Source organism: Arthrobacter sp. SLBN-100, from assembly GCF_006715305.1.
In the GTDB taxonomy this organism is placed as follows: Bacteria; Actinomycetota; Actinomycetes; order Actinomycetales; family Micrococcaceae; genus Arthrobacter.
The window spans coordinates 83,919-104,566 of record NZ_VFMY01000001.1; the positions used below are offsets into that span (position 1 = coordinate 83,919).

Sequence of the window (20,648 nt, forward strand, 5' to 3'; positions counted from 1 at the left end):
GTGTCACTGTTCCGGGCAAATCTCACTAGAGTAGGGTTTCATTGAACCGCCGACCAGGCCCGACGCAGGGCGTGGAGGCTGCCTTCCGGAGGGGTTTCGCACGTGTTCTATTGGGTCATGAAAAGGATCTTTCTCGGTCCGGTGCTGAAGCTGCTTTTCCGTCCCTGGGTCAAGGGCCTGGATAACATTCCCGCAAACGGTCCAGCAATCATCGCCTCCAACCACCTCTCGTTTTCCGACTCGATCTTTATGCCGCTGATGGTCCGCCGTCCCGTGGTGTTCCTGGCGAAATCCGAGTACTTCACCGGCACGGGGATCAAGGGAAGGTTGACCGCTCTGTTCTTCCGGCTGACCAACCAGCTGCCCATGGACCGGTCCGGCGGCGCCGCCTCAGAGGCATCACTCGGCGCGGGGATGGAAGTCCTCTCGCACGGCGGGCTGCTGGGAATTTACCCGGAGGGCACGCGGAGCCCCGATTCGCGCCTCTACCGGGGAAAGGTGGGCGTGGCCAGGCTTGCCCTTAAGGCGGGTGTGCCCGTGATTCCGGTGGCCATGATCGGCACGGACAAAGTGCAGCCGATAGGAAAGCGGCTCCCGAACATCCGCCGGATCGGCATGATCTTCGGCGAACCACTGGACTTCAGCAAGTACCGCGACCAGGCCGAGGACCGGATTGTCCAGAGGCAGGTCACGGACGAAATCATGTTCGAGCTGATGCGGCTCTCGGGGCAGGAATACGTGGACGAATATGCGGCCGTGGTGAAGCTCCGGCTTTCAGGCCAGCCCGCCCGCCCCGGTGGAGCCGCTGAACGGCCCGCATCCCCGGCACCCGTTCAGGGCGGCCAGGCCCGGACGGGCAATGGCGGTGCCCGGGAACAGCAGCAGGACCACGCAAATCAGCAGGAAGCGGCGAAGCGGGAGAACGCAGCAAAGCAGGAGGACGACGGCGGGGCTGCCGCGGCTGTCTGACAAAGGTCACCTGACTGGACAGCCGGCCGTCACCGGTGCCTCTGGACTGCACGGCCGATGTCTGTGACGGCCTGTCCCGGACGCGTGACGCTGCGGTGTCCGGCGGCCCGGCGCTGCCGTTAGTCTTAGAGGGTGACTGAGCTATCTGCAAAACCTGCCTTCTCGCTGTCCAGTACCGCCCAGAGCGGAGCGGCCAACTATCCCGGACTCGACAATTGGCGGGACCTTCCCATTTCCCAGCAGCCCAGCTGGCAGGACCGGGAGGTGTTTGATGCCTCGGTAAAGGAACTCTCCGTCCTTCCTCCTCTGGTGTTCGCCGGCGAGGTTGATGTCCTGCGCGAACGGCTGGCCGCCGCTGCCCAGGGGAAGGCATTCCTGCTCCAGGGCGGTGACTGCGCCGAGACCTTCGAAGCGGCCACTGCGGACAAGATCAGTGCCCGCGTCAAGACCATTCTCCAGATGGCGGTGGTCCTGACTTATGGTGCCGCCATGCCCGTCATCAAGATGGGCCGGATGGCCGGCCAGTTTGCCAAGCCGCGCTCGTCCAACGATGAAACCCGTGACGGCGTGACGCTTCCCGCCTACCGTGGCGACATCGTCAACGGCTACGACTTCACCCCTGAGTCCCGCGGCCACGACGCCGCCCGCATGCTTCGGGCCTACCACACGTCAGCTTCTACGCTTAACCTCATCCGCGCGTTCACCCAGGGCGGGTTCGCGGACCTGCGCTCGGTACACCAGTGGAACAAGGGTTTCACCGAAAACCCGGCGCACGCCCGCTACGAGTCCCTGGCACGGGACATCGACAGGGCCATCAAGTTCATGGACTCCTGCGGGGCTGACTTCGAAGCGCTGAAGCGGGTTGAATTCTTCGCCAGCCACGAGGCGCTCCTGCTGGATTACGAGCGTGCCCTCACGCGCATCGACTCCCGCACCGGCTTCCCGTACGACACCTCCGCGCACTTCCTCTGGATCGGCGAGCGGACCCGCGAACTGGACCACGCCCACGTTGATTTCCTGTCCCGCGTGCGGAACCCCATCGGCGTGAAGCTGGGTCCGTCCACCACCGGCGACGACGCCCTCCGCCTGATTGACAAGCTGGACCCGGAGCGCGAACCCGGCCGCCTGACCTTCATTACCCGTATGGGTGCCGGCAACATCCGCGCGAAGCTGCCCGCCGTCGTTGAGAAGGTCACTGCCTCAGGTGCGCAGGTGCTCTGGGTCACCGACCCCATGCATGGGAACACCGTCACGTCCCCGAACGGCTACAAGACCCGCAACTTCGACGACGTCATCGACGAAGTTCGCGGCTTCTTCGAGGTGCACCACGCCCTGGGCACGGTTCCGGGCGGCCTTCATGTGGAAATGACGGGCGACGACGTTGCCGAATGCCTCGGCGGGGCGGACCCCGTCGACCAGGAAGCTTTCCTGGACCGCTACGAGTCAGTCTGCGATCCCCGCCTGAACCACATGCAGTCCCTGGAGATGGCCTTCCTGGTGGCGGGAGCCCTCGCCAAGCACTGATTTTCGCGAGTGGTGGTGTGGGCGGCAGGGCCGCCTACACCACCGTCAGGGTGATGACTGAACCTTCAGGTACTTTGGTGTCTACCGGATCCTGGTCCCGCACTGTGCCGAAGAAGCCGCCCAGGATGTTGTTGACCTTCACCTGGAAGCCAAGGCCTTCGAGGGCCTTCCTGGCCTCGGCGGCCTGCTTTCCGATGAAGCTCGGCACTTCCACCATCCGTGGGCCCTTCGAGATGGTCAGGGTAACGGTGCCGCCCCGGGTGAGTGTCCCGTTCGCGGGCGACTGGCTCACCACGGCGCCCTTGGGAACGTTCTTGTCGAAGACCTCCTCGCGTGCCACGTCAGCCTTCAGCCCGGCTGCCTCGATGGCGTCCACGGCTTCGTCCTCTTCCCGCCCTACCACGTTGGGCACCGGAATCGGCTCGGGTCCTTTGGATACCACCAGGCTGACAGGAGTTCCACGCCGTGCGGGCGTTCCCGGAGCGGGATCCTGCGAGAGGACGACGCCTGCCGCTGCCGTTTCGTGGAACTGCTCCGTAATCTTTCCCAAAGCCATCTCGGCTGCGTTGAGGCCCGTCTTGGCTTCCTCAAGGGTGCCTCCGGCCAGCTTCGGCAGTGGGAAGAGCTGCGGTCCCTTGGACACATGCAGGGAGACCGGCTGGAATTTCCGGACCTCCGAACCGGCTGGCGGCTCCGTTCCCACCACCAGCCCACCAGGCACGTCGTCGTCAAAGACATCGCTGGTGGTGGACCGGAATCCGGCCTTGCTGAGGAGCTCCTGGGCCTCCGCCACAGTCTTGTTGGCTACCTCCGGGATGGCCGCAGCAGAGCCGGGGCCCATGCCGAAGAACCAGCCGGCGCCGGTGGCCAGGAGCGCGGCAATGACCAGGACCACAACCCACAGGAGTCCGCGGCGGCGCGCGCTGCCCTCGCGGAGACTCCGGACCGGGACGGCGGCGGCCCGCTCGCGGGCCTTCCGGTCTTCCGTCGCGGCCTTCCGCTGCGCCCTTTTGCTCACTCGGGCGGCGGGCGCCGGAGTCCAGGCCTGGTCATCGTCAGAGTCCGCGGGAGTGAGGTTGTGCCGCGTGCCGGTGGGGGCCGGGACTACATCCTGGCCGGCGCGCGGGCCGGCCTGGGTCTGCAGTGGGTTGTGAACGGGTGCGGGGGGCCGCCCGAAAGGCATAACGCTGGTCGGATTGTTGGTGCGGGCTATGACTTCCGTGTGGCTTTGCGATTCCATCCCTGCAGCCGGCGGTGGCTGCAGGTCCAGTTCCCGGTCGCTGAGGTTGGTCCTGATATGCCGCAGTTCCTGAAGCAGCGCATTCCCGTCGATCGGCCGGTTCTCGGGATCGTTGGCGGTGCACCATTGCACCAGTTCGTCCACTTCGGCGGCGAGGCCGGGCACCAGGACCGAGGGAGGGCCCACCGCCCCGTTGACGTGCTGGTACGCCACCTGGATGGGGACCTCGCCTGTGAACGGCTGCTGGCCGGTGAGCATTTCGTAAAGCATGATGCCCACTGAGTACACATCGCTCCGTGCGTCAGCGGGCTTGCCCAGGACAAGTTCAGGCGACAGATAGGCGACGGTTCCGAGCAAGGCTCCCGTGCTCGTGGACGTGGTGACAGCGCGCGCCAATCCGAAGTCGCCGATCTTGATCCGGCCGTCGTCCGCTATCAGGACGTTTTCGGGTTTGACGTCGCGGTGGATGAAACCGGCGGCGTGGGCGGCTCCGAGGCCTTCCACCACGGGATCGATCAGCGCAAGAGCAAGCCTGGGCGGAAGTGCCCCTTTGGCGTTAATGACATCGCGCAGCGTGTGGCCCTTGATGTACTCCATCACCAGGTAAGCGGTGTGGTCATCAGCGCCCTGGTCCAGCACACCCACCACGTGGGGGTGCGACAGCCTGGCCGCGGCCTTCGCTTCACGGCCCAGCCTGCCCAGGAAGCTCTCATCCGCGGCAAGGTGCGGGTGCAGCACTTTCAGGGCCACATCCCGGTCCAGCCGCTGGTCAGTGGCAACGTAAACGGTGGACATGCCGCCACGCGCCAGCCTTGACCGCACGGCGTACCGGTTGTCCACCAGGGTTCCTACCAGCGGGTCTGACACGTGTTCCTGCACCCTACGATCGTAGTCCAGCAATGAAACGGGTCCGAACCCCTACCGGTGCGGACCCGTGCCGATGTCCCTCCGCAGGCCCGGTTCAGCAGGCGGCAGGCGCGGCCTCAGCCGAAGTTCTTTTGGTGCGCCTTGATGGCTTCGACGTACGCCTTGGTGTCGTCGTACATGCCGTACTTGCCCACCGAGTACTGGCCCTGGTAGTACCCGGCGATGGCCGTGTCCCGGTCCTTGCTGGTGGCCAGGAGCTGGCGGATGATCGCCACACCGGCAGTTGCATTGTCATAGGGGTCCAGGAGGTTCAGCTTCCGTCCCACCAGGTCGGAGGCCCACTGGCCCGAGCTGGGAATGACCTGCATGGTCCCGATCGCGTTGGCGGGGGAAACCGCGCGCTGGTTGAACCCTGATTCCTGGTAGGCAAAGGCGAGGGCAAGCGAGGGCTCTACCCCCATCGCCCGCGCCGTGTCAGCCACAACCGCCTTCATCTGCTCCCGGGAGGGAACGGGGGAAGCATTTAGGAGCGCCTTGTTTTCGTTGGCCGAGCTCACCACGGCTGCGGGATAGCTGAACCCGAGGAAGGAACTGGGAACCAACGGCGTAACGGACGCTGCCGGTTGTGGGGCCGGTTGGCCTGCAGCGCCCGGGATTGCCAGCTTGTTGCCCGGGTAGATCACCGAGGTAAGGCTCAGTTGGTTGGCCGAGAGGAGCTCCGAAAGCTTGACTCCGTGGCGGGAAGCGATGGCGGACAGGGTGTCGCCGGCCTTAACAGAGTAGGAGCCCGTTGCCGGCGCGGGGGCGGCGGGGCTGGCCGGGGTGGCAGAAGCGTTGGCCAGTGCTGGAGCAGGTGCTGCCGCGGCCGGAGCCGCATCGCCCGCACCTACTTTAACTTTCTGCCCGGGGTGAATGATGGAACGCATGTTGAGGTTGTTCCAGGCGAAAACGTCCGAAAGGCTCACGTTATGCTTCGCCGCAATGGCCCCCAGCGTATCGCCGGGCTTCACGGTGTAGGTGGCGCCCGTCCCCGTACTCTCGGGAGCGGCAGGTGCCGGGTTTGCAGCGGGAGCCGCCGGGCCTGTGGGCGAACCCGACAGATTGATCTTTTGTCCGGGGTGGATGATCGTGTTGGCCTGGAGGTTGTTCAGCGTCAGGATTTCGCCGGTGTTCAGCCCGAACCTGCCTGCGATGGCACTGATGGTGTCGCCCCTGGCAATGGTGTATTCCGCGGGCGCGGCCGGCTGTGCCGGCTTGAACGCGGCAGGGATGGTGGTGGAAACAGAGGACGACGGGATCATGGCTGCCGTCGCTTGCGCCGCCTGGGCCTTCATGGCCGCTGCGAGGGTGGCCGGGATTGCACGCGCGGGCTGCTGGGCAGCGGCGGGTTGGGCGAGGGCTAAAGACGACAATACGACCGCTGGCAGCGCCGCCGTTGTGGCAGCAATCATGGGCAGGCTCGGCTTCTGGGGCTGCTTGGGCGAGCGGGACATCGTCATGTGAAGGGATCCTCTTCTCAACTGCGGGCGCGGACGGGGATGCCGCTGTTACTCGATACTACTGTTACTGCTGTTATTTCTGTTACGAAAGTGATGTATGTGAATCTCTCACGGATTCGCAGTTAGCACAACAATTCACGCATTCCCGGCATAGAAGAATTTACGGAGTGTCCGCACGTGAGGAGCCCGCGCAATTATTTCCGACTAGGCGCCACGGCGGGCAGCATGGCAACCTTGATCCGTGAGTAATGTACAAAACCTCGTGGGCGAATGGTTGCCCCTGCCTGACGTCGCCCGTTTATTGGGCGTTTCCATTACCAGAGTCCACAGCCTGATTGAAGAACGGGCATTGGCGGCTGTGCGGGTGGGGGAGCGGAATATCCGTTCAGTCCCGGCTGAATTCATTCAGGACGGCCAAGTGGTGGACAGCCTCAAAGGCACCATTGTTGTGCTTGCTGACGCGGGCTACTCGGACGAGGACCTGATCATCTGGCTTTTCACGCCTGACGAGTCACTGCGGGGACGTCCCATAGATGCATTGCGGGAAGGCCGCAAAACTGAAATCAGGCGCAGGGCGCAAACCCTGGCCTGGTAATTGCCCGTCCGAAACTGCGGAATCAGGAGGCCCGGCTGACCGTTGCTTCGGCCAGCCTCCGCAGTGCGGTTTTTGGCAGGTCGTCCAAGGGCAGCATCTCCAGGGCGTCGAAGGCGGCTTGGCCGAATTCACTAATCAGGACCTCGGTGGCCTGCAGGGCGCCCGACTCTTCGATGATCCGCCGGATCTCGCGTATGTCCTGGTCCGTGAGTTCCGGGCTGCCCAGCCGGGCATCAACAAAGGCGGATTCGGCTGCCGAGGCCTGGTCCAGGGCCAGCGCCACCAGCACCGTGCGCTTGCCCTCCCTCAGGTCGTCGCCGGCAGGCTTGCCGGTAGTGAGCGGATCACCAAAAACGCCGAGCACGTCGTCGCGCAGCTGGAAGGCCTCGCCCAAGGGCAGGGCAAACGCGGAATAGCCACGGAGCAGTTCGTTCGAGGCTCCCGCCAGCGCGCCGCCCAACGCCAGGGGATGTTCGGTGGAGTACTTGGCGGACTTGAACCTGATGATGGACTGGGCCCTGCTGACCGCACCCGCACGGTCGCGCACGGGCCCGGCAACCTCTTCCAGGATGTCAAGGTACTGTCCCGCCATGACCTCTGCACGCATGAGGTTGAAGATCAGCCGCGCCCGGCTGCCTGCTGCAGCCCGGTCTCCAATATCCGTGAAGGCCTCTTCGCTGAATGACAAGCACAGGTCGCCGGTGAGAATTGCCGCTGCCTGCCCGAACCGCTCACTGTCCAAGGCCCAGCCATGGGTGCCGTGCAGTTGGCTGAAGCGGCGGTGGACGCTTGGACCGCCCCGCCGGGTGTCCGAGCGGTCAATGATATCGTCGTGGATCAGCGCGGCGGCCTGGAACAGTTCCAGCGCCGCTCCCGCCGTCACCACCTGCTGCGCGCCGGACTCGCCCCCCGCGCCCCGCCAGCCCCAGTAGCACATCAGCGCCCTGAGCCGCTTGCCGCCCGTGACCAGGTTGGAGATGGAACCCATGATCGGCTCAATGTCCGGGGAGATCGCGGACATGACGGATTGCCGGGACGTAAGGAAATCGGTCAGTTCGCCGGCTACTGCCGCCACAAAGCCGGCCTGTTCATCCCTTAGCTGCTCCGCCACCGTCACTTGGCTGACTCAGCTGCCACATTGGCGCCGATAGTAAAAGTCACAACGCCGGCCGCTTCCACTGCGGACAGGTTGACCGTCTCGTTGTCCCCGCGGACAAAATCCTTGGAGGCCACAGCCCCCACCGCCTCACCCGGAACCGCTTTGAATCCCCGTGCCTCAAGTTCCTTGGTATAGAAGTCCAGGACGGCGGCGGTGGGTGCGGTGATGGTGGCTACCAGGGCGGCGGTGGCAGGCGCCGATGCCTTGTCGAAGCTGGTAGACACCACGCTTGCGCCCGGCATGAGGGGCAGGAGTTGCTGGGGGAAGCCTTCGACGACGGCCCCTACCGTGGCGGAGGTGTTGGGCGAAGCGGAGGGGCTGGTGGAGGCTGTCGTGGTGGACTGTCCTGTTTCCGGCGAGGAAGCGGAGGCGCTGGGACCAGGGGTTCCTGACGGTGTCGGGCTGCAGGCAGCGAGGGCCAATGCTGCCGCGGCAGCGAAAGCGGCCAGGGCTGCTGGCTTGAGGTTTCCAATGACCGTCACAGGGACTTTCCTCCTGGTGTTGATGCCGGATTCAGCCTCCAGTTTAGTCAGTACAAAGCGATAGGATTGCAGCCGTGGGACCTGTTGGGACGAACGAGCCGGCCGGAGCGGGTCTCCAGGTCCGCAGGCGCAAGTGCATCATGCACGTGGATATGGACGCCTTTTTCGTCTCCGTGGAACTGCGCACGCGGCCCGGGCTTCGCGGTAAGCCGGTCATCGTTGGCTTTCCGGCGGAACGCTCGGTGGTCCTCTCGGCCTCCTATGAGGCCAGGGCATTTGGCGTGAAGTCAGCCATGCCCATGGCCCTGGCAATGCGCATGTGCCCGCAGGCGGTAATCATTGAGCCGCGCCACAAGGTGTACTACGAAGTCTCGGCGCAGCTGATGGGAATCTTCGAATCCGTGACCGAACTCGTCGAGCCGCTCAGCGTGGATGAGGCATTCCTGGATGTAACCGGCGCCATCCGCCGGCTGGGTCCGCCCCGGGTCATTGGCGAACTGATCCGGAGCAGGGTCGCTGCGGAGTTGGGCATTACGGCCTCGGTGGGGATAGCGGAGACAAAGTTTGTGGCCAAAATCGCCTCCACCCGCTGCAAGCCGGACGGACTGCTCCTCATCGGACCCGACCAGACGGTGCCCTACCTCCACAGCCTGCCGGTCGGGGCACTCTGGGGCATAGGCGCCAAAACCGCAGAGGTCATGGCGAGAATGGGTATCAGGACCGTGGCCGATGTGGCCGCCACCCCGGTCTCCTCGCTTCGGAAGATGCTGGGCGCCACAGGAGCGCACGTGCACCAGCTGGCCTGGGGACAAGACCCGCGTCCCGTAACGCCGGTCCGGCTGGAAAAGAGCATCGGTGCCGAAGAGACGTTTGCCGTGGACACAGCGGACGACGCCCTCCTCCACCGGGAACTGCTCCGCCTCGCGCACCGGACGGCCGGGCGCCTGCGGAGTTCGGGCATGGTGGCCAGGACCATCGCCTTGAAGCTGCGCTTCGCTGATTTTTCCACCATCACCCGCAGCCGGACTGTCCAGACCCCCGTAGACAGTGCCCAGCTCATCTATGGAGTTGCACTGCAGCTCCTGGACGCGGTGGACCGGCCAATGACAGTGAGGCTGGTTGGCGTGCGGGCCGAACAGCTCGAAGACGCAGCCACCACCTCGCTCCAGCTAAGCATCGACCGACGGGATGACAACTGGCGGGCCGCGGAGCAGGCACTTGACCAAGTAGCCCGCAAATTCGGCAATAAATCCGTTCTTCCTGCCCGCCTCCTTGAGCCAGGCAGCGGCACTGACTAATGGGCTGCTTAAATGGCCCGAATCAGCTCCACGGGAGCGCCGGCGAAAGTCATTGCCGTCTTTCAGAACGGCCCTCAACAAACTATCCTTATAAATACAAAGTTTGTGAGTGACTGGACTTACTGCCGGGCTCTCTCGGACATGCTTCCGCTCCAGGTCTGCATGCCGGTTTTCGTTTTACCGCCACAGCCGGCGGGTACGGGAACCACCAGGGCGTACCAGACGTTATTGGAGCAGAAGTACTGGCTGGGACCAGCCCGGACGTTGGCCTAGAAAAGGAGGTCGTGATGCCGCTGTCGGAGCACGAACAGAAGCTGCTTGAGCAGCTGGAGAAGCAGCTTCACGAGGATGATCCGAAGTTCGCGAATTCCATGGGGTCGGACCCCGGGCGTTCGTGGTCGACAAGACACGTCGTGATCGGCGTCCTCTGTGCGCTCGCGGGCGTCTTCCTGTTACTCGTCGGCGTCACCCTCCAGAGCATCCTCGTCGGTGTGCTCGGTTTTATTGTGATGGGCGGCGGCGTGTACTTCGCCACAATGCGCAGCAGTTCGTCCGGCACCAAGGGCTCGAAGTCCGGCGCGGGCAAGGCCGGTAAGCAGCGCAGTTCGTTTATGAGCAGCCTTGAGGAACGTTGGGATGAGAGGCGCAAGGGAGAATCCTGAACCGCCCAGCCGGCTGAACCGGACTCCACCCCCGGCCCACCACTTTGCTCCCCAAATGTAGGAGAGCAGCAAACAGACCCGCTTCGGCGGGTCTTTTGTGTTTAAAGCAGGTCCTTTTGGCATCCAATCGCGCGCCAGGGCAAAAGCACCCCCGAATGCCTGGGCGGAGGTCCGTGAATTCAGAGGGCTGGCCAGAGAAAGTCCTCCACTTCCCACCACCGGCACAATTCCGCGCCATTTCGGGCCCCCTTCCCCAAGGATTAGGCACAATAGGCACGAATTCGCGTTGACTGTGGGGGAAAGTGGAGTAATGTGGAGGACATAAGAGGGTGGTTGCAACATAGGGGATGTGCGGTTCCTGACATCGGACAGGCGGTGGGCCAGTGTTTCTGGGCACTCACTCGCCGCGTCTGGATGAAAAGGGGCGGATCATTCTCCCCGCGAAGTTCCGGGAGGAACTTGCCAGCGGACTGGTCCTTACCAGGGGCCAGGAACGTTGCATCTACGTCTTCAGCGAGAAGGAATTTGCCCGGGTCCACGAGCAAATGCGGGAGGCGCCAATCTCCTCGAAACAGGCGCGGGACTACATCCGCGTCTTTCTCTCTGGAGCCTCGGACGAGGTACCTGACAAGCAGGGGCGCGTGACCATTCCGCCAGCGCTCCGGGAATACGCAGGACTCGGGAGGGAGCTGGCTGTGATTGGCGCCGGAACCCGCGCCGAGATCTGGGACGCCCAGGCTTGGAATGAATACCTCGCAGAGAAGGAAACTGCCTTCTCTGAAACCGATGACCCCATTGCAGGCATTTTGTGACCGGAACAGGACAGCGGGCATCTTCTTGGTTGGGATCTCCAGCCGGCCCATCGGCCGGCCAACCTGGCTCAACTTCCCCGGAGCCAGGCGGGCAGGACGGTAGGCGCGGATGGGGATCCGAACCAAGAAGCAACCAGGTGACAGCGACGGCGAGAAAGGACGAGGCATGAACGATCTACCGAAGCCCACGTCCGAACGCCATGTGCCGGTCCTTCGGGACCGGTGCATCAATTTGTTGGCGCCCGGATTCGAAGCGGCCAGGAGCCGCGGTGAAACGCCCGTGGCCATTGATGCCACGCTCGGCATGGGAGGCCACTCCGAGGCCATGCTGCAGCGCTTCCCCGACCTGCACCTGATCGGCATCGACCGCGATGAAGAAGCCCTTGCCCTGGCCGGTGAACGGCTGGTGCCCTTTCAAGCACGCACCGACCTCGTGCACGCCGTCTATGACGAAATCGAAGACGTCCTGGCTGACCTCGGCGTCCCCGAGGTGCATGGGATCCTGATGGACCTTGGCGTTTCTTCGCTCCAGCTCGATGAGCGTGAACGCGGCTTCGCCTACTCCTTCGACGCTCCGCTCGATATGCGGATGGATACCAGCCGCGGACAGACAGCTGCGGACGTGGTGAACAACTACAGCGAAGAGGAACTGGTGCGGATAATCCGTAAGTGGGGCGAGGAGAAGTTCGCGGGCAGGATCGCCAACAGGATCGTGGCCGCCAGGGCCGCCAAGCCGTTCACCACCACCGGCGAACTCGTGGACCAGATCCGCTCCGTTGTTCCGGCTGGCGCTGCCAAGTCCGGCGGACACCCGGCCAAGAGGACATTCCAGGCTTTGAGGATTGAGGTCAACGAGGAACTCGAGGTGCTGGAACGGGCGGTGCCTGCCGCGGTGGACGCCACGGCACTGGGGGGCCGCATTGTGGTCATGTCGTACCACTCGCTCGAGGACAAGATCGTCAAGGGTGTCTTCCAGGCCCGCTCGAAGTCCTCCGCTCCTCTCGGCTTCCCGGTGGAGCTGGAAGAACACAAACCCGAACTGAAGACCCTGACCAAAGGCACCGAGGTGCCAACCGCCGTCGAAATCGCCGAAAACCCCCGCGCTGCCTCAGCAAGGCTCCGCGCGGTGGAACGAATCCGAGCCAGGAGAGCTGAATGAGCACCGCTGCCGTGAAGAACTTTCCCGTCGTCTCCGGCTCCGCGGCGAAGCAGCTCCCTTCGGGTTCGCCTGAGGCGCCGCGCAGGAGCCGGACGCCGCTCTCCGTAGTCCGGACGGTTCCCCGCAAGCGCCGGGCGCCTTTTGTTGTGCTGTGCTTCGGCATGCTGGCCTTGGCCCTGGTCGCCGTCCTGGTACTGAACATCTCGGTTTCCACGGCCCAGTACCAGCTGGTGGAATTGCGTGCCGCGCAGAGCACGCTGACGAAACAGAACCAGGACCTCACCCAGCAGGTCCAGAGCTTCGAAGCACCGCAGAATCTTGCCGCGCAGGCGACGAAACTGGGGATGGTGCCTTCGACCGTGAAGGGCCAGATCGACCTGTCCACCCTTTCGGTGACCGGCAAGGCAACGCCGGCCGTCAAGGATGGTGCTGCCGGTGCCGTCATCCCGGCGCCGGCCGTCGCAGGACAGCTGACCGTGGTTCCGCCGGCCAGCAAGGGCGACGCCGTGCAAGCCCGGAAGCCTAAAGAAGAGAGCCCGTCGCCGGCTCCTGCATCCCCTGGCGCAGGCACCACGCCCGGGGCTGCGCCGGACGCAGCGCCGGCACAGGCACAGGCGCCGGCAGCGGCGGCGGTGCCTCCCGTGGAACTCCACGGTGGATCCGTTCCCGCTCCGGAGCAGAAGGTCCCCGGGCAGTAGCAGGCAGGTCTGACAGGCAACAAGGTCGAGCAGCAAGGAATATCACGGTGGCGCAGAGGACCGGCAAGGCAAGAAGCGGCAAGGTGCCCAACGCCACCAAGCGCCTCCGGCTCGGCCTGGGGATCATGCTCACGCTCCTGCTGGTGGTGGGCGGAAAACTCTTCCTGGTCCAGGGGCTTGACGTCGGCGGAATGGCCGAAGCGGCCCTCAACAGCAGGATGAAGCAGACCGTGCTTCCCGCCGAGAGGGGCAGCATCCTGGACTCCGCAGGCACGGTGCTGGCCAACAGCGTGATCCGCTACAACGTTGTGGTGGACCAGCGGGTCAACACCAAAACCGAGACGTTCAAGCGGCTGGAGACGGTGGACGGCAAGGACAAGCTGGTGGACGTCAGCAGGGACCAGGGGCTGACAGAGCTGGGCGCTGCCCTGGGCATGGACCAGGACGCCATCCGCGACGCCGTCACCGGCCAGCAGCCCTATTACATTGTGGCCAAGGATGTGAAGCCCGACGTTGAGGACCGCATCTCCAAGCTCCAGATTCCCGGCATCGTCACCGAAGGCGTCAGCAAGCGGGTCTACCCCAACGGCTCCGTGGCCGGCGGTATCATCGGTTTCCTGCAGGACGGCACCAGCGGCCAGGCGGGCATTGAACAGACCCAGGACGGGCTGCTGAAGGGCACAGACGGCAAACGCCTGTTTGAGATTGGTGCCGACGGCCTGCGGATCCCGGTGGGGATGGATGAGCTGACGCCGCCGGCAGACGGCAAGGACGTCAAGCTCACCATCAACTCGGACCTGCAGTATTTCGCCCAACAGGCCATCCAAAGCCAGTCGGACAAGCTTGGCGCCGAGTGGGGCGTCATCATCGTGATGGACGCCAAGACCGGGAACCTGGTGGCCATGGCCGATACCAACGCTCCTGATCCCAACGATCCCGGCCGCGTGGCGGCCAAGGACCGCGGCGTCCGCGCCGTCACCGCTGCCTATGAGCCCGGGTCGGTCGAAAAGATGATGACGGCTGCCGCCCTCATCGAAGAGGGCAAGGCAGCACCGCTCGACACCTTCACCCTGGGGCCCACATACACGGTGGACGGGCAGACGTTCAGTGACTCCTTTGCCCACGGGACCGAGGAACGAACCCTCGCGGGCATCCTCGGGTACTCCATGAACACCGGTACCGTGATGGCAGGCCAGCGCCTCAGCAAGGAACAGCGCTATAACTGGCTGAAGAAGTTCGGCATCGGCGATGCCCCGGACATTGGCCTCCCCGCCCCGGCGTCCGGCATCCTCACGCCTTGGCAGCAGTGGGACGGGCGGCAGGAATACACCGTATTATTCGGGCAGGGCGTTTCGCAGTCCACCCTGCAGACTGTCAGGGCCTTCCAGTCCATCGCAAACAATGGCGTAATGCTCCAGCCACGCCTCATCGACTCATACATCTCCCCGGACGGAACCGAGGAAAAGGTGCCGGCCGCACCGTCCATTCAGGTCGTCTCGGAGAACACAGCCCAGCAGGTCCAGGACATCCTGGAAAGTGCTGTGACCGAAGGCCAGATCAAGGACGCAGGGATCGACGGCTACCGGGTCGGGGCAAAGACAGGGACCTCGGAATCGCCGTGCGACGACGGTAAGTCCGGCTTCTGCGGGTACACCGCCTCCATGGTGGGGATGGCACCGATGGATGATCCGCGGTTTATTGTGGAGGTGGTACTCCAGCGGCCCAAGGGCAGCATCTACGGGATTACCAACGGGCCGGTCTTCCGGTCGGTCATGAGCCAGGCGCTGCGGACCTACAACGTCCAGCCGTCCACGGGTGAACCGGCCCGGCTGCCCCAGTTCGCAAAGTAGCAGTCCCGCCCAGAGCACCACTACGGCCCGCCCATGCCGGGCACGATCCACTAGCACCATCGGAGATTCCTTGTCAGAGATCAACTCGTCGGACAATCGCGCCGTCCCCGAGGGACCGGCCGGCCCGGGCCGCTTCCGCCCGTCAATTGTCGAACCGGTACGGCTGGCCAGCATTGGCGAAGCCATTGATGTTGCGGTGCCCGGTCCGGCGGCTGACGTTGAAGTCACCGGGATTTCCTTGAACTCACGGACCGTGGAGCCGGGGGACCTGTACGTTGCGCTGCCGGGCGCCAGCCGGCACGGCGCGGATTTCGTGCGGCAGGCCATTGAAGCAGGAGCCGTCGCAGTCCTCACTGACGACGCCGGTGCCAGGCTGCTGGCGTTGTCCGCTGAAACGCCCGTACCCGTGGTGATCGTGGAGTCACCAAGGAACGTAGTGGGCCCGCTGTCCGCCATGATCTATCGCAGCCAGCCGGGCGCCGGCCGGCCGCAGTTGTTCGGTGTCACGGGCACCAACGGCAAGACCACCACTACCTACTTCATCAACTCGTTACTGCGCGCCCTCGGCCGCAGTACCGGGCTGATCGGCACCATCGAGATCCACGCCGGCGGGGACCCGATTCCCAGCCTCCTCACAACACCGGAGTCCACCGATGTGCACGCGCTGCTGGCCCTGATGCGTGAAAGGGGGCTGGCGGCCGCTGCGATGGAGGTTTCCTCCCACGCCATCTCCTTCCAGCGCGTGGACGGGGTGCTGTTCGACGTTGCCGGCTTCACCAACCTCACCCAGGACCATCTGGACCTGCACCTCACCATGGAGGACTACTTCGGCACCAAAGCGGAACTTTTTACGCCGCGCCGCACCCGTGCGGCGGTAGTAACGGTCGACGACGAATGGGGCCGGCGGCTTGCCGGCAGCAGCACGGTGCCCGTTACCACCCTCAGTACGGCCGGAGCGGCAGCCGACTGGACCGTCACGGGAACTGCCCCGCGCGGGCTCGGGACCGAGTTCACGCTGAGCGGGCCGGCCGGGGTGCGGCTCAACGTCCACACCGGACTGCCGGGCAGCTTCAACGTGGCCAATGCGGCGCTTGCGGCAGTCATGGTGATTGCCGCAGGAGTGGACGCCGCAACGTTGCAGACGGCACTTGATGAGTCCGATCCCTTCACCGTGGCGGTCCCCGGACGAATGCAGCTGGTTTCCACGGAACCCGCCGCCATTGTCGACTTTGCCCACAACACCGATGCATTGGCCAGGGCGCTGGACGCCCTGCGGTCCCATGAAAACGACTCAAACCTCATTGTCGTGTTTGGCGCCACCGGCCAGCGCGACCAGGGAAAACGCCCGGCCATGGGTGCCATCGCCGCCCGCCTCGCCCACACCGTCATCATCACCGATGACGACCCCCACGACGAGGATCCGGCCGCCATCCGTGCAGATGTCCTCGCCGGAGCGCGGGAAGCGCAGGAAAAGGACTCCCTGCCCTGCGAGGTCCTGGAGGTCTTCCCCCGTGCCGAGGCCATCCGCCGCGCCGTTGAACTGGCGCGCCCGCAGGACACCATCCTTGTAGCCGGCCGCGGCCATGAGGTGTGGCAGGAAGTGAAAGGCGTCAACCTTGCCCTGGACGACAGGGTGGAGCTTCGCGGCGCCTTGACAGCCAGGGGATTCAACGTTCTCCAAGACGACCGGATAGAGTCCTAGACCGAGATGATTGCTTTTACTGCGGCGGAGATCGCCCAAATCACTAACGGGCGCCTGGACGCCGATCCGGGAATCACGCCCCTTTCGGTGGTCACGGACTCCCGCGTTGCCACACCCGGTTCGCTGTACGTCGCAAAGCCCGGCGAGTACGCTGACGGCCACGACTTTGTGGCCGCCGCGTTTTCAGCGGGCGCCAGCCTGGCCCTGCTGGAGCGTCCTGTCGCCGCCCCGGACGGGAGCGGCTACCCCTCGGTGCTGGTTCCGGATGCCGTGCTGGCGATGGGCGCGCTGGCTGCAGAGGCCGTGCGCCGGATCCGCAGCGCCCGCGCCGAACAGGGCAGCGAACTGACGGTGGTGGGAATCACCGGCTCGGCCGGAAAAACCACCACCAAGGACCTCCTCGCCGGCATACTGTCCACGCAGGGAAACACTGTGGCGCCGCAGGGATCCTACAACGGTGAAATCGGCGTGCCGCTCACCGTCTTCCGGGCCGGAACCGATACGCGTTATCTCGTGATTGAGATGGGCGCCACAGGAATCGGGCACATCCGCTACCTGGCAGACATGGTCGAACCGGACATCGGGGTAGTGCTGGCCGTGGGAACGGCGCATGCAGGCGAGTTCGGGGGAGTGGAGAACATCGCCCTGGCCAAGGGTGAGCTTGTCGAAGCGCTTGCTCCCGGCGGCACCGCTATTATCAACCTCGATGACGACCGCGTGGCCGCCATGCGCACACGCACCTCCGCAAAGGTACTCGGGTTCTCCGCGCGGGGCCACGCCGATGCCGCCGTGCAGGCACTCAACGCCGACACCAACGCGGACGGCAACCCGGAATTCGGTCTCCGGCTTCCGGATGGCGAAACCGGCCTGCATGTGAGCAGCCGCCTCATCGGCGCGCACCATACGGGCAACCTGCTGGCCGCCGCAGCAGCAGCCTGGGCGGCCGGGGTTCCAGGGCAGGACATCTCGTCCTCTCTCAGCAGCCAGGCCGCCGGGAGCCGGTGGCGGATGGAACGTACCGAACGGGCAGACGGCGTCACCATTATCAATGACGCCTACAACGCCAATCCCGAATCCATGCGGGCCGCCCTGCGCACCCTGGCGGACCTGGGCCGCGGCCGCCGCACCTGGGCGGTGCTGGGCGCCATGCTCGAACTCGGCGATGACTCCATCCGGGAACACACGGCCGTTGGAACACAGGTGGTCCGGCTTAACATCTCCCGCCTGCTGGTGGTGGGCCGGGCGGCCCGCGCCCTCTATGTCTCCGCGGTGCAGGAAGGCTCCTGGGGCGATGAATGCCTCTTCGCCGAAACCGTGGATGAGGCCTACGACGTGCTGAACAGCGAGCTCGAACCCGGGGACCTGGTGCTGTTTAAGTCCTCGAACAGCGTGGGACTTCGCCATCTGGGCGATCGGATAGCATTACCCCCACAAACCCCTCAACCGGCCGATGAAAGGAGCACTCTGCTGTGATTGCACTTTTGATCGGCGCCGGCCTGGCCCTCTTATTCGCCCTGGTGGGGACACCGCTCTTCATCCGGCTGCTGGTCCGCCGTGGCTACGGACAGTTCATCAGGGACGACGGCCCTACCTCGCACCATACCAAGCGCGGCACACCCACCATGGGCGGGACGGTAGTGGTGGCAGCCGTACTGCTGAGCTACGGACTCACGCACCTCATCATGCTGATGGTGAATCCGGACTCTCCCGGACCCTCCGCCTCCGCCCTCATCCTGCTGTTCCTGATGGTGGGGATGGGGCTCGTGGGCTTCCTCGATGACTTCATCAAGATCTCCAGGCAGCGCAGCCTGGGCCTCGACGCCAAGGCCAAGCTGATACTGCAGGCGGCGGTTGGCATTATCTTCGCGGTGCTTGCCCTGAACTTTCCCAACGCGGCCGGTGCCACGCCGGCCTCCACCAAGATTTCCCTGGTACGTGACCTGCCGTGGCTGGACCTTGCCTTCGGCGGGACGCTCCTGGGAACCATTCTTTTCGTGGTGTGGTCCAACCTGATCGTTACGGCCGCAACAAACGGCGTCAACCTTACGGACGGCCTCGACGGCCTCGCCGCAGGTGCATCAATCATGGTCTTCGGCGCATATACCTTGATGGGAATCTGGCAAAGCAACCAGGCCTGCGGATCGCCGCGGCAGGCGGGCAGCGGCTGCTACTCGGTCCGCGATCCGCTGGACCTTGCCTTGCTGGCTGCCATCATGAGCGCAGCACTGGTGGGCTTCCTGTGGTGGAACACGTCACCGGCAAAGATTTTTATGGGCGACACCGGTTCGCTGGCGATCGGCGGTGCCATCGCAGGCTTCGCTATCCTGTCCCGGACCGAACTGCTGCTGGGCATCATCGGCGGCCTGTTCGTGCTGATTACCCTGTCCGTGATCATCCAGGTGGGGTACTTCAAGGCCACGGGCGGTAAACGCGTCTTCAAGATGGCACCGCTGCAGCACCACTTCGAACTGCAGGGCTGGGCAGAAGTAACAGTGGTGGTCCGGTTCTGGATCCTCGGCGGGCTTTTCGTCGCCGTGGGGCTGGGCATCTTCTACGCTGAATGGGTTGTGCTGCTATGACCGTTTCCTCCCGCCTCGAAAACCTCGTCAGCTGGGACTCAGACTGGTCCGGCCTCCGCATTGTGGTGACCGGCATTGGCGTTTCCGGCTTTGCCGCCGCCGATACCCTCATCGAACTGGGCGCCCGGGTGGTAGTGGTCGACGCCGCCACCAGCGACACCGCGAAAGCCCACGCTGAAACCCTGAAGATCGTCGGTGCCGCCGATGTCCTGTTGGGCGAAGAGGCGGTCACCCGGATCCCCAGGATCGACGGCGAACTCCCCGAACTGATCGTGACCTCACCGGGGTGGCGCCCGGACCAGGCCCTCCTGGCTGCGGCAGCAAGGGCGCACATCCCCGTGTGGGGCGATGTGGAACTCGCTTGGCGGGTGCGGGTCAGGGAGGGCCGCAAGACGGCCGACTGGCTCGCGATTACCGGAACGAACGGCAAGACCACCACGGTGGGCCTCACCGAGTCCATGCTCCGGGCGGCCGGCCTGAAGGCCATTGCCGTGGGCAATGTGGGCACACCCATCCTTGACGCCCTCCGTGACCCTGTGGACTATGACGTCTTCGCCGTCGAACTCTCCAGCTTCCAGTTGCACTGGGCGCACTCCCTGTCACCCGTAGCCAGCGTGTGCCTGAACGTGGCCGAGGACCACGTCGACTGGCACGGCTCCTACGATTCCTACCTTGCGGACAAGGCCAAGGTCTACGAGCAAACGCAGAAGGCCTGCCTCTACAACGCCGAGCAGATCGAAACCGAGCGCATGGTGGAAAACGCCGACGTCGTTGAGGGCTGCCGCGCCGTCGGTTTCACCACCGTCACTCCTGCCATCAGCATGCTCGGCGTGGTGGAGGGACTCCTCGTGGACCGGGCGTTTATCGCCGAGCGCAAGGACAGCGCCGCGGAGCTCGCTTCCATGCGCGACCTCGGCGCCTTCGCACCCCGCCACATGGTGGCCAACGCCCTGGCAGCCGCAGGCTTGGTGCGCGCGTACGGCGTGGACCCACAGGCGGTGCGGAGGGGGATCCAGGACTACATCCCCGGCGACCACCGCATCCAGCCGGTAGCCCGCCAGAACGGGGTCTTGTGGGTTAACGACTCCAAGGCCACCAATCCGCATGCGGCATCCGCCTCGCTGGCCACCTTCAGCAATGTCATCTGGATTGCCGGCGGCCTCTCCAAGGGAGTCAGCTACGACGACCTGATCCGTGAGCACGTCCAACGCCTCAAAGCCGTGGTGCTCATAGGAAGCGATACCTCGGCACTCAGCGAGGCCCTCCAGCGACACGCGCCGGATGTCCCGGTGATCATCCCGGGCGCGGGTGAAACTGAAAAGGTGCAGACTGCCGCAACGGCCGGTGCCGTCCGCGCCGGTTCCTCCGGTGAGACGGTGATGGCCAGTGCAGTTGCGTCAGCAGCACAGCTCGCCGAATCCGGCGATACTGTGCTGATGGCTCCGGCAGCTGCTTCCATGGATCAGTTCTCTTCCTACGCTCACCGTGGTGACACCTTTATCGAAGCTGTCCGCGAGCTGGTGGAAGGGCAGGCCCGGACCGGCGAGGAGTAA

At 64.7% G+C, this 20,648-nt stretch carries 17 protein-coding genes; 13 read left to right on the forward strand and 4 right to left on the reverse strand.

Translation table 11 applies throughout. The annotated features are described in order from the left end of the window. Positions 1-102: 102 nt before the first annotated feature. Together FBY31_RS00390 and FBY31_RS00395 are read left to right on the forward strand one after the other, a co-directional pair. Positions 103-969, forward strand: coding sequence for a lysophospholipid acyltransferase family protein (locus FBY31_RS00390; protein WP_235012855.1), 867 nt, complete (start codon positions 103-105; stop codon positions 967-969). A 132-nt stretch (positions 970-1,101) separates the two neighbouring features. Next, positions 1,102-2,493 (forward strand): class II 3-deoxy-7-phosphoheptulonate synthase, encoded by a 1,392-nt coding sequence (locus tag FBY31_RS00395; RefSeq protein WP_142035501.1) that lies wholly within the window; start codon positions 1,102-1,104, stop codon positions 2,491-2,493. A gap of 34 nt (positions 2,494-2,527) precedes the next feature. Here the strand turns inward: FBY31_RS00395 and FBY31_RS00400 are convergent, their stop codons facing one another. Next, positions 2,528-4,612, reverse strand: a complete 2,085-nt coding sequence (locus tag FBY31_RS00400; protein ID WP_142035504.1) for a Stk1 family PASTA domain-containing Ser/Thr kinase — start codon at positions 4,610-4,612, stop codon at positions 2,528-2,530. Between the two features lie 104 nt (positions 4,613-4,716). After that, on the reverse strand, positions 4,717-6,099 hold the full coding sequence (locus tag FBY31_RS00405) for a lytic transglycosylase domain-containing protein (protein ID WP_142035507.1): 1,383 nt from the start codon (positions 6,097-6,099) through the stop codon (positions 4,717-4,719). A gap of 241 nt (positions 6,100-6,340) precedes the next feature. On the opposite strand from FBY31_RS00405, the gene FBY31_RS00410 reads away from it, so the two are divergent. Then, positions 6,341-6,694 (forward strand): Rv2175c family DNA-binding protein, encoded by a 354-nt coding sequence (locus FBY31_RS00410; RefSeq protein WP_200833281.1) that lies wholly within the window; start codon positions 6,341-6,343, stop codon positions 6,692-6,694. Between the two features lie 22 nt (positions 6,695-6,716). On the opposite strand, the gene FBY31_RS00415 is transcribed toward FBY31_RS00410, so the two are convergent. Both FBY31_RS00415 and FBY31_RS00420 read right to left on the reverse strand, forming a co-directional pair. Beyond that, complete coding sequence (locus FBY31_RS00415; protein WP_142035510.1) at positions 6,717-7,811, reverse strand: polyprenyl synthetase family protein; 1,095 nt, start codon at positions 7,809-7,811, stop codon at positions 6,717-6,719. Then, positions 7,808-8,335, reverse strand: a complete 528-nt coding sequence (locus FBY31_RS00420; RefSeq protein ID WP_142035513.1) for a hypothetical protein — start codon at positions 8,333-8,335, stop codon at positions 7,808-7,810. Before FBY31_RS00420 ends, FBY31_RS00415 begins: the two co-directional genes overlap by 4 nt. Before the next feature lie 74 nt (positions 8,336-8,409). Here FBY31_RS00420 and dinB point away from each other — a divergent pair, with 74 nt between their 5' ends. The 10 genes from dinB to murD all read left to right on the forward strand — a co-directional run bounded on the left by dinB (position 8,410) and on the right by murD (position 20,648). After that, positions 8,410-9,633 (forward strand): DNA polymerase IV, encoded by a 1,224-nt coding sequence (gene dinB, locus FBY31_RS00425; protein WP_142035516.1) that lies wholly within the window; start codon positions 8,410-8,412, stop codon positions 9,631-9,633. Positions 9,634-9,920: 287 nt separating this feature from the next. Further along, positions 9,921-10,295: a DUF3040 domain-containing protein gene (locus tag FBY31_RS00430; RefSeq protein ID WP_142035519.1), complete on the forward strand. Its 375-nt coding sequence runs from the start codon at positions 9,921-9,923 to the stop codon at positions 10,293-10,295. A gap of 383 nt (positions 10,296-10,678) precedes the next feature. Further along, entirely contained in the window at positions 10,679-11,107 is a 429-nt protein-coding gene (mraZ, locus tag FBY31_RS00435) for a division/cell wall cluster transcriptional repressor MraZ (RefSeq protein WP_142035522.1), read from the forward strand. 166 nt (positions 11,108-11,273) lie between these two features. Then, positions 11,274-12,266 carry a 16S rRNA (cytosine(1402)-N(4))-methyltransferase RsmH gene (gene rsmH, locus FBY31_RS00440; protein WP_142035525.1) on the forward strand — a complete coding sequence of 331 codons (993 nt, stop codon included), beginning with the start codon at positions 11,274-11,276 and terminating at the stop codon, positions 12,264-12,266. Further along, positions 12,263-12,964 (forward strand): hypothetical protein, encoded by a 702-nt coding sequence (locus tag FBY31_RS00445; protein ID WP_142035528.1) that lies wholly within the window; start codon positions 12,263-12,265, stop codon positions 12,962-12,964. Before rsmH ends, FBY31_RS00445 begins: the two co-directional genes overlap by 4 nt. 47 nt (positions 12,965-13,011) lie before the next feature. Then, positions 13,012-14,814, forward strand: coding sequence for a peptidoglycan D,D-transpeptidase FtsI family protein (locus FBY31_RS00450; protein WP_142035531.1), 1,803 nt, complete (start codon positions 13,012-13,014; stop codon positions 14,812-14,814). A gap of 70 nt (positions 14,815-14,884) precedes the next feature. Beyond that, positions 14,885-16,516, forward strand: coding sequence for a UDP-N-acetylmuramoyl-L-alanyl-D-glutamate--2,6-diaminopimelate ligase (locus tag FBY31_RS00455; RefSeq protein ID WP_142035534.1), 1,632 nt, complete (start codon positions 14,885-14,887; stop codon positions 16,514-16,516). 6 nt (positions 16,517-16,522) lie between these two features. Beyond that, positions 16,523-17,989: a UDP-N-acetylmuramoyl-tripeptide--D-alanyl-D-alanine ligase gene (locus FBY31_RS00460; RefSeq protein WP_142035538.1), complete on the forward strand. Its 1,467-nt coding sequence runs from the start codon at positions 16,523-16,525 to the stop codon at positions 17,987-17,989. Next, positions 17,986-19,095: a phospho-N-acetylmuramoyl-pentapeptide-transferase gene (gene mraY / locus FBY31_RS00465; protein WP_142035541.1), complete on the forward strand. Its 1,110-nt coding sequence runs from the start codon at positions 17,986-17,988 to the stop codon at positions 19,093-19,095. Before FBY31_RS00460 ends, mraY begins: the two co-directional genes overlap by 4 nt. Further along, positions 19,092-20,648: a UDP-N-acetylmuramoyl-L-alanine--D-glutamate ligase gene (gene murD, locus FBY31_RS00470; protein ID WP_142035544.1), complete on the forward strand. Its 1,557-nt coding sequence runs from the start codon at positions 19,092-19,094 to the stop codon at positions 20,646-20,648. Before mraY ends, murD begins: the two co-directional genes overlap by 4 nt.

What these genes read in the sequence shown, in the direction of transcription:
- rsmH (WP_142035525.1), top strand. Translation starts at nt 11,274, where the DNA reads ATGAACGATCTACCGAAGCCCACGTCCGAACGCCATGTGCCGGTCCTT.
- FBY31_RS00430 (WP_142035519.1), top strand. Translation starts at nt 9,921, where the DNA reads ATGCCGCTGTCGGAGCACGAACAGAAGCTGCTTGAGCAGCTGGAGAAG.
- murD (WP_142035544.1), top strand. Translation starts at nt 19,092, where the DNA reads ATGACCGTTTCCTCCCGCCTCGAAAACCTCGTCAGCTGGGACTCAGAC.
- FBY31_RS00445 (WP_142035528.1), top strand. Translation starts at nt 12,263, where the DNA reads ATGAGCACCGCTGCCGTGAAGAACTTTCCCGTCGTCTCCGGCTCCGCG.
- FBY31_RS00460 (WP_142035538.1), top strand. Translation starts at nt 16,523, where the DNA reads ATGATTGCTTTTACTGCGGCGGAGATCGCCCAAATCACTAACGGGCGC.
- FBY31_RS00405 (WP_142035507.1), bottom strand. Translation starts at nt 6,099, where the DNA reads ATGACGATGTCCCGCTCGCCCAAGCAGCCCCAGAAGCCGAGCCTGCCC.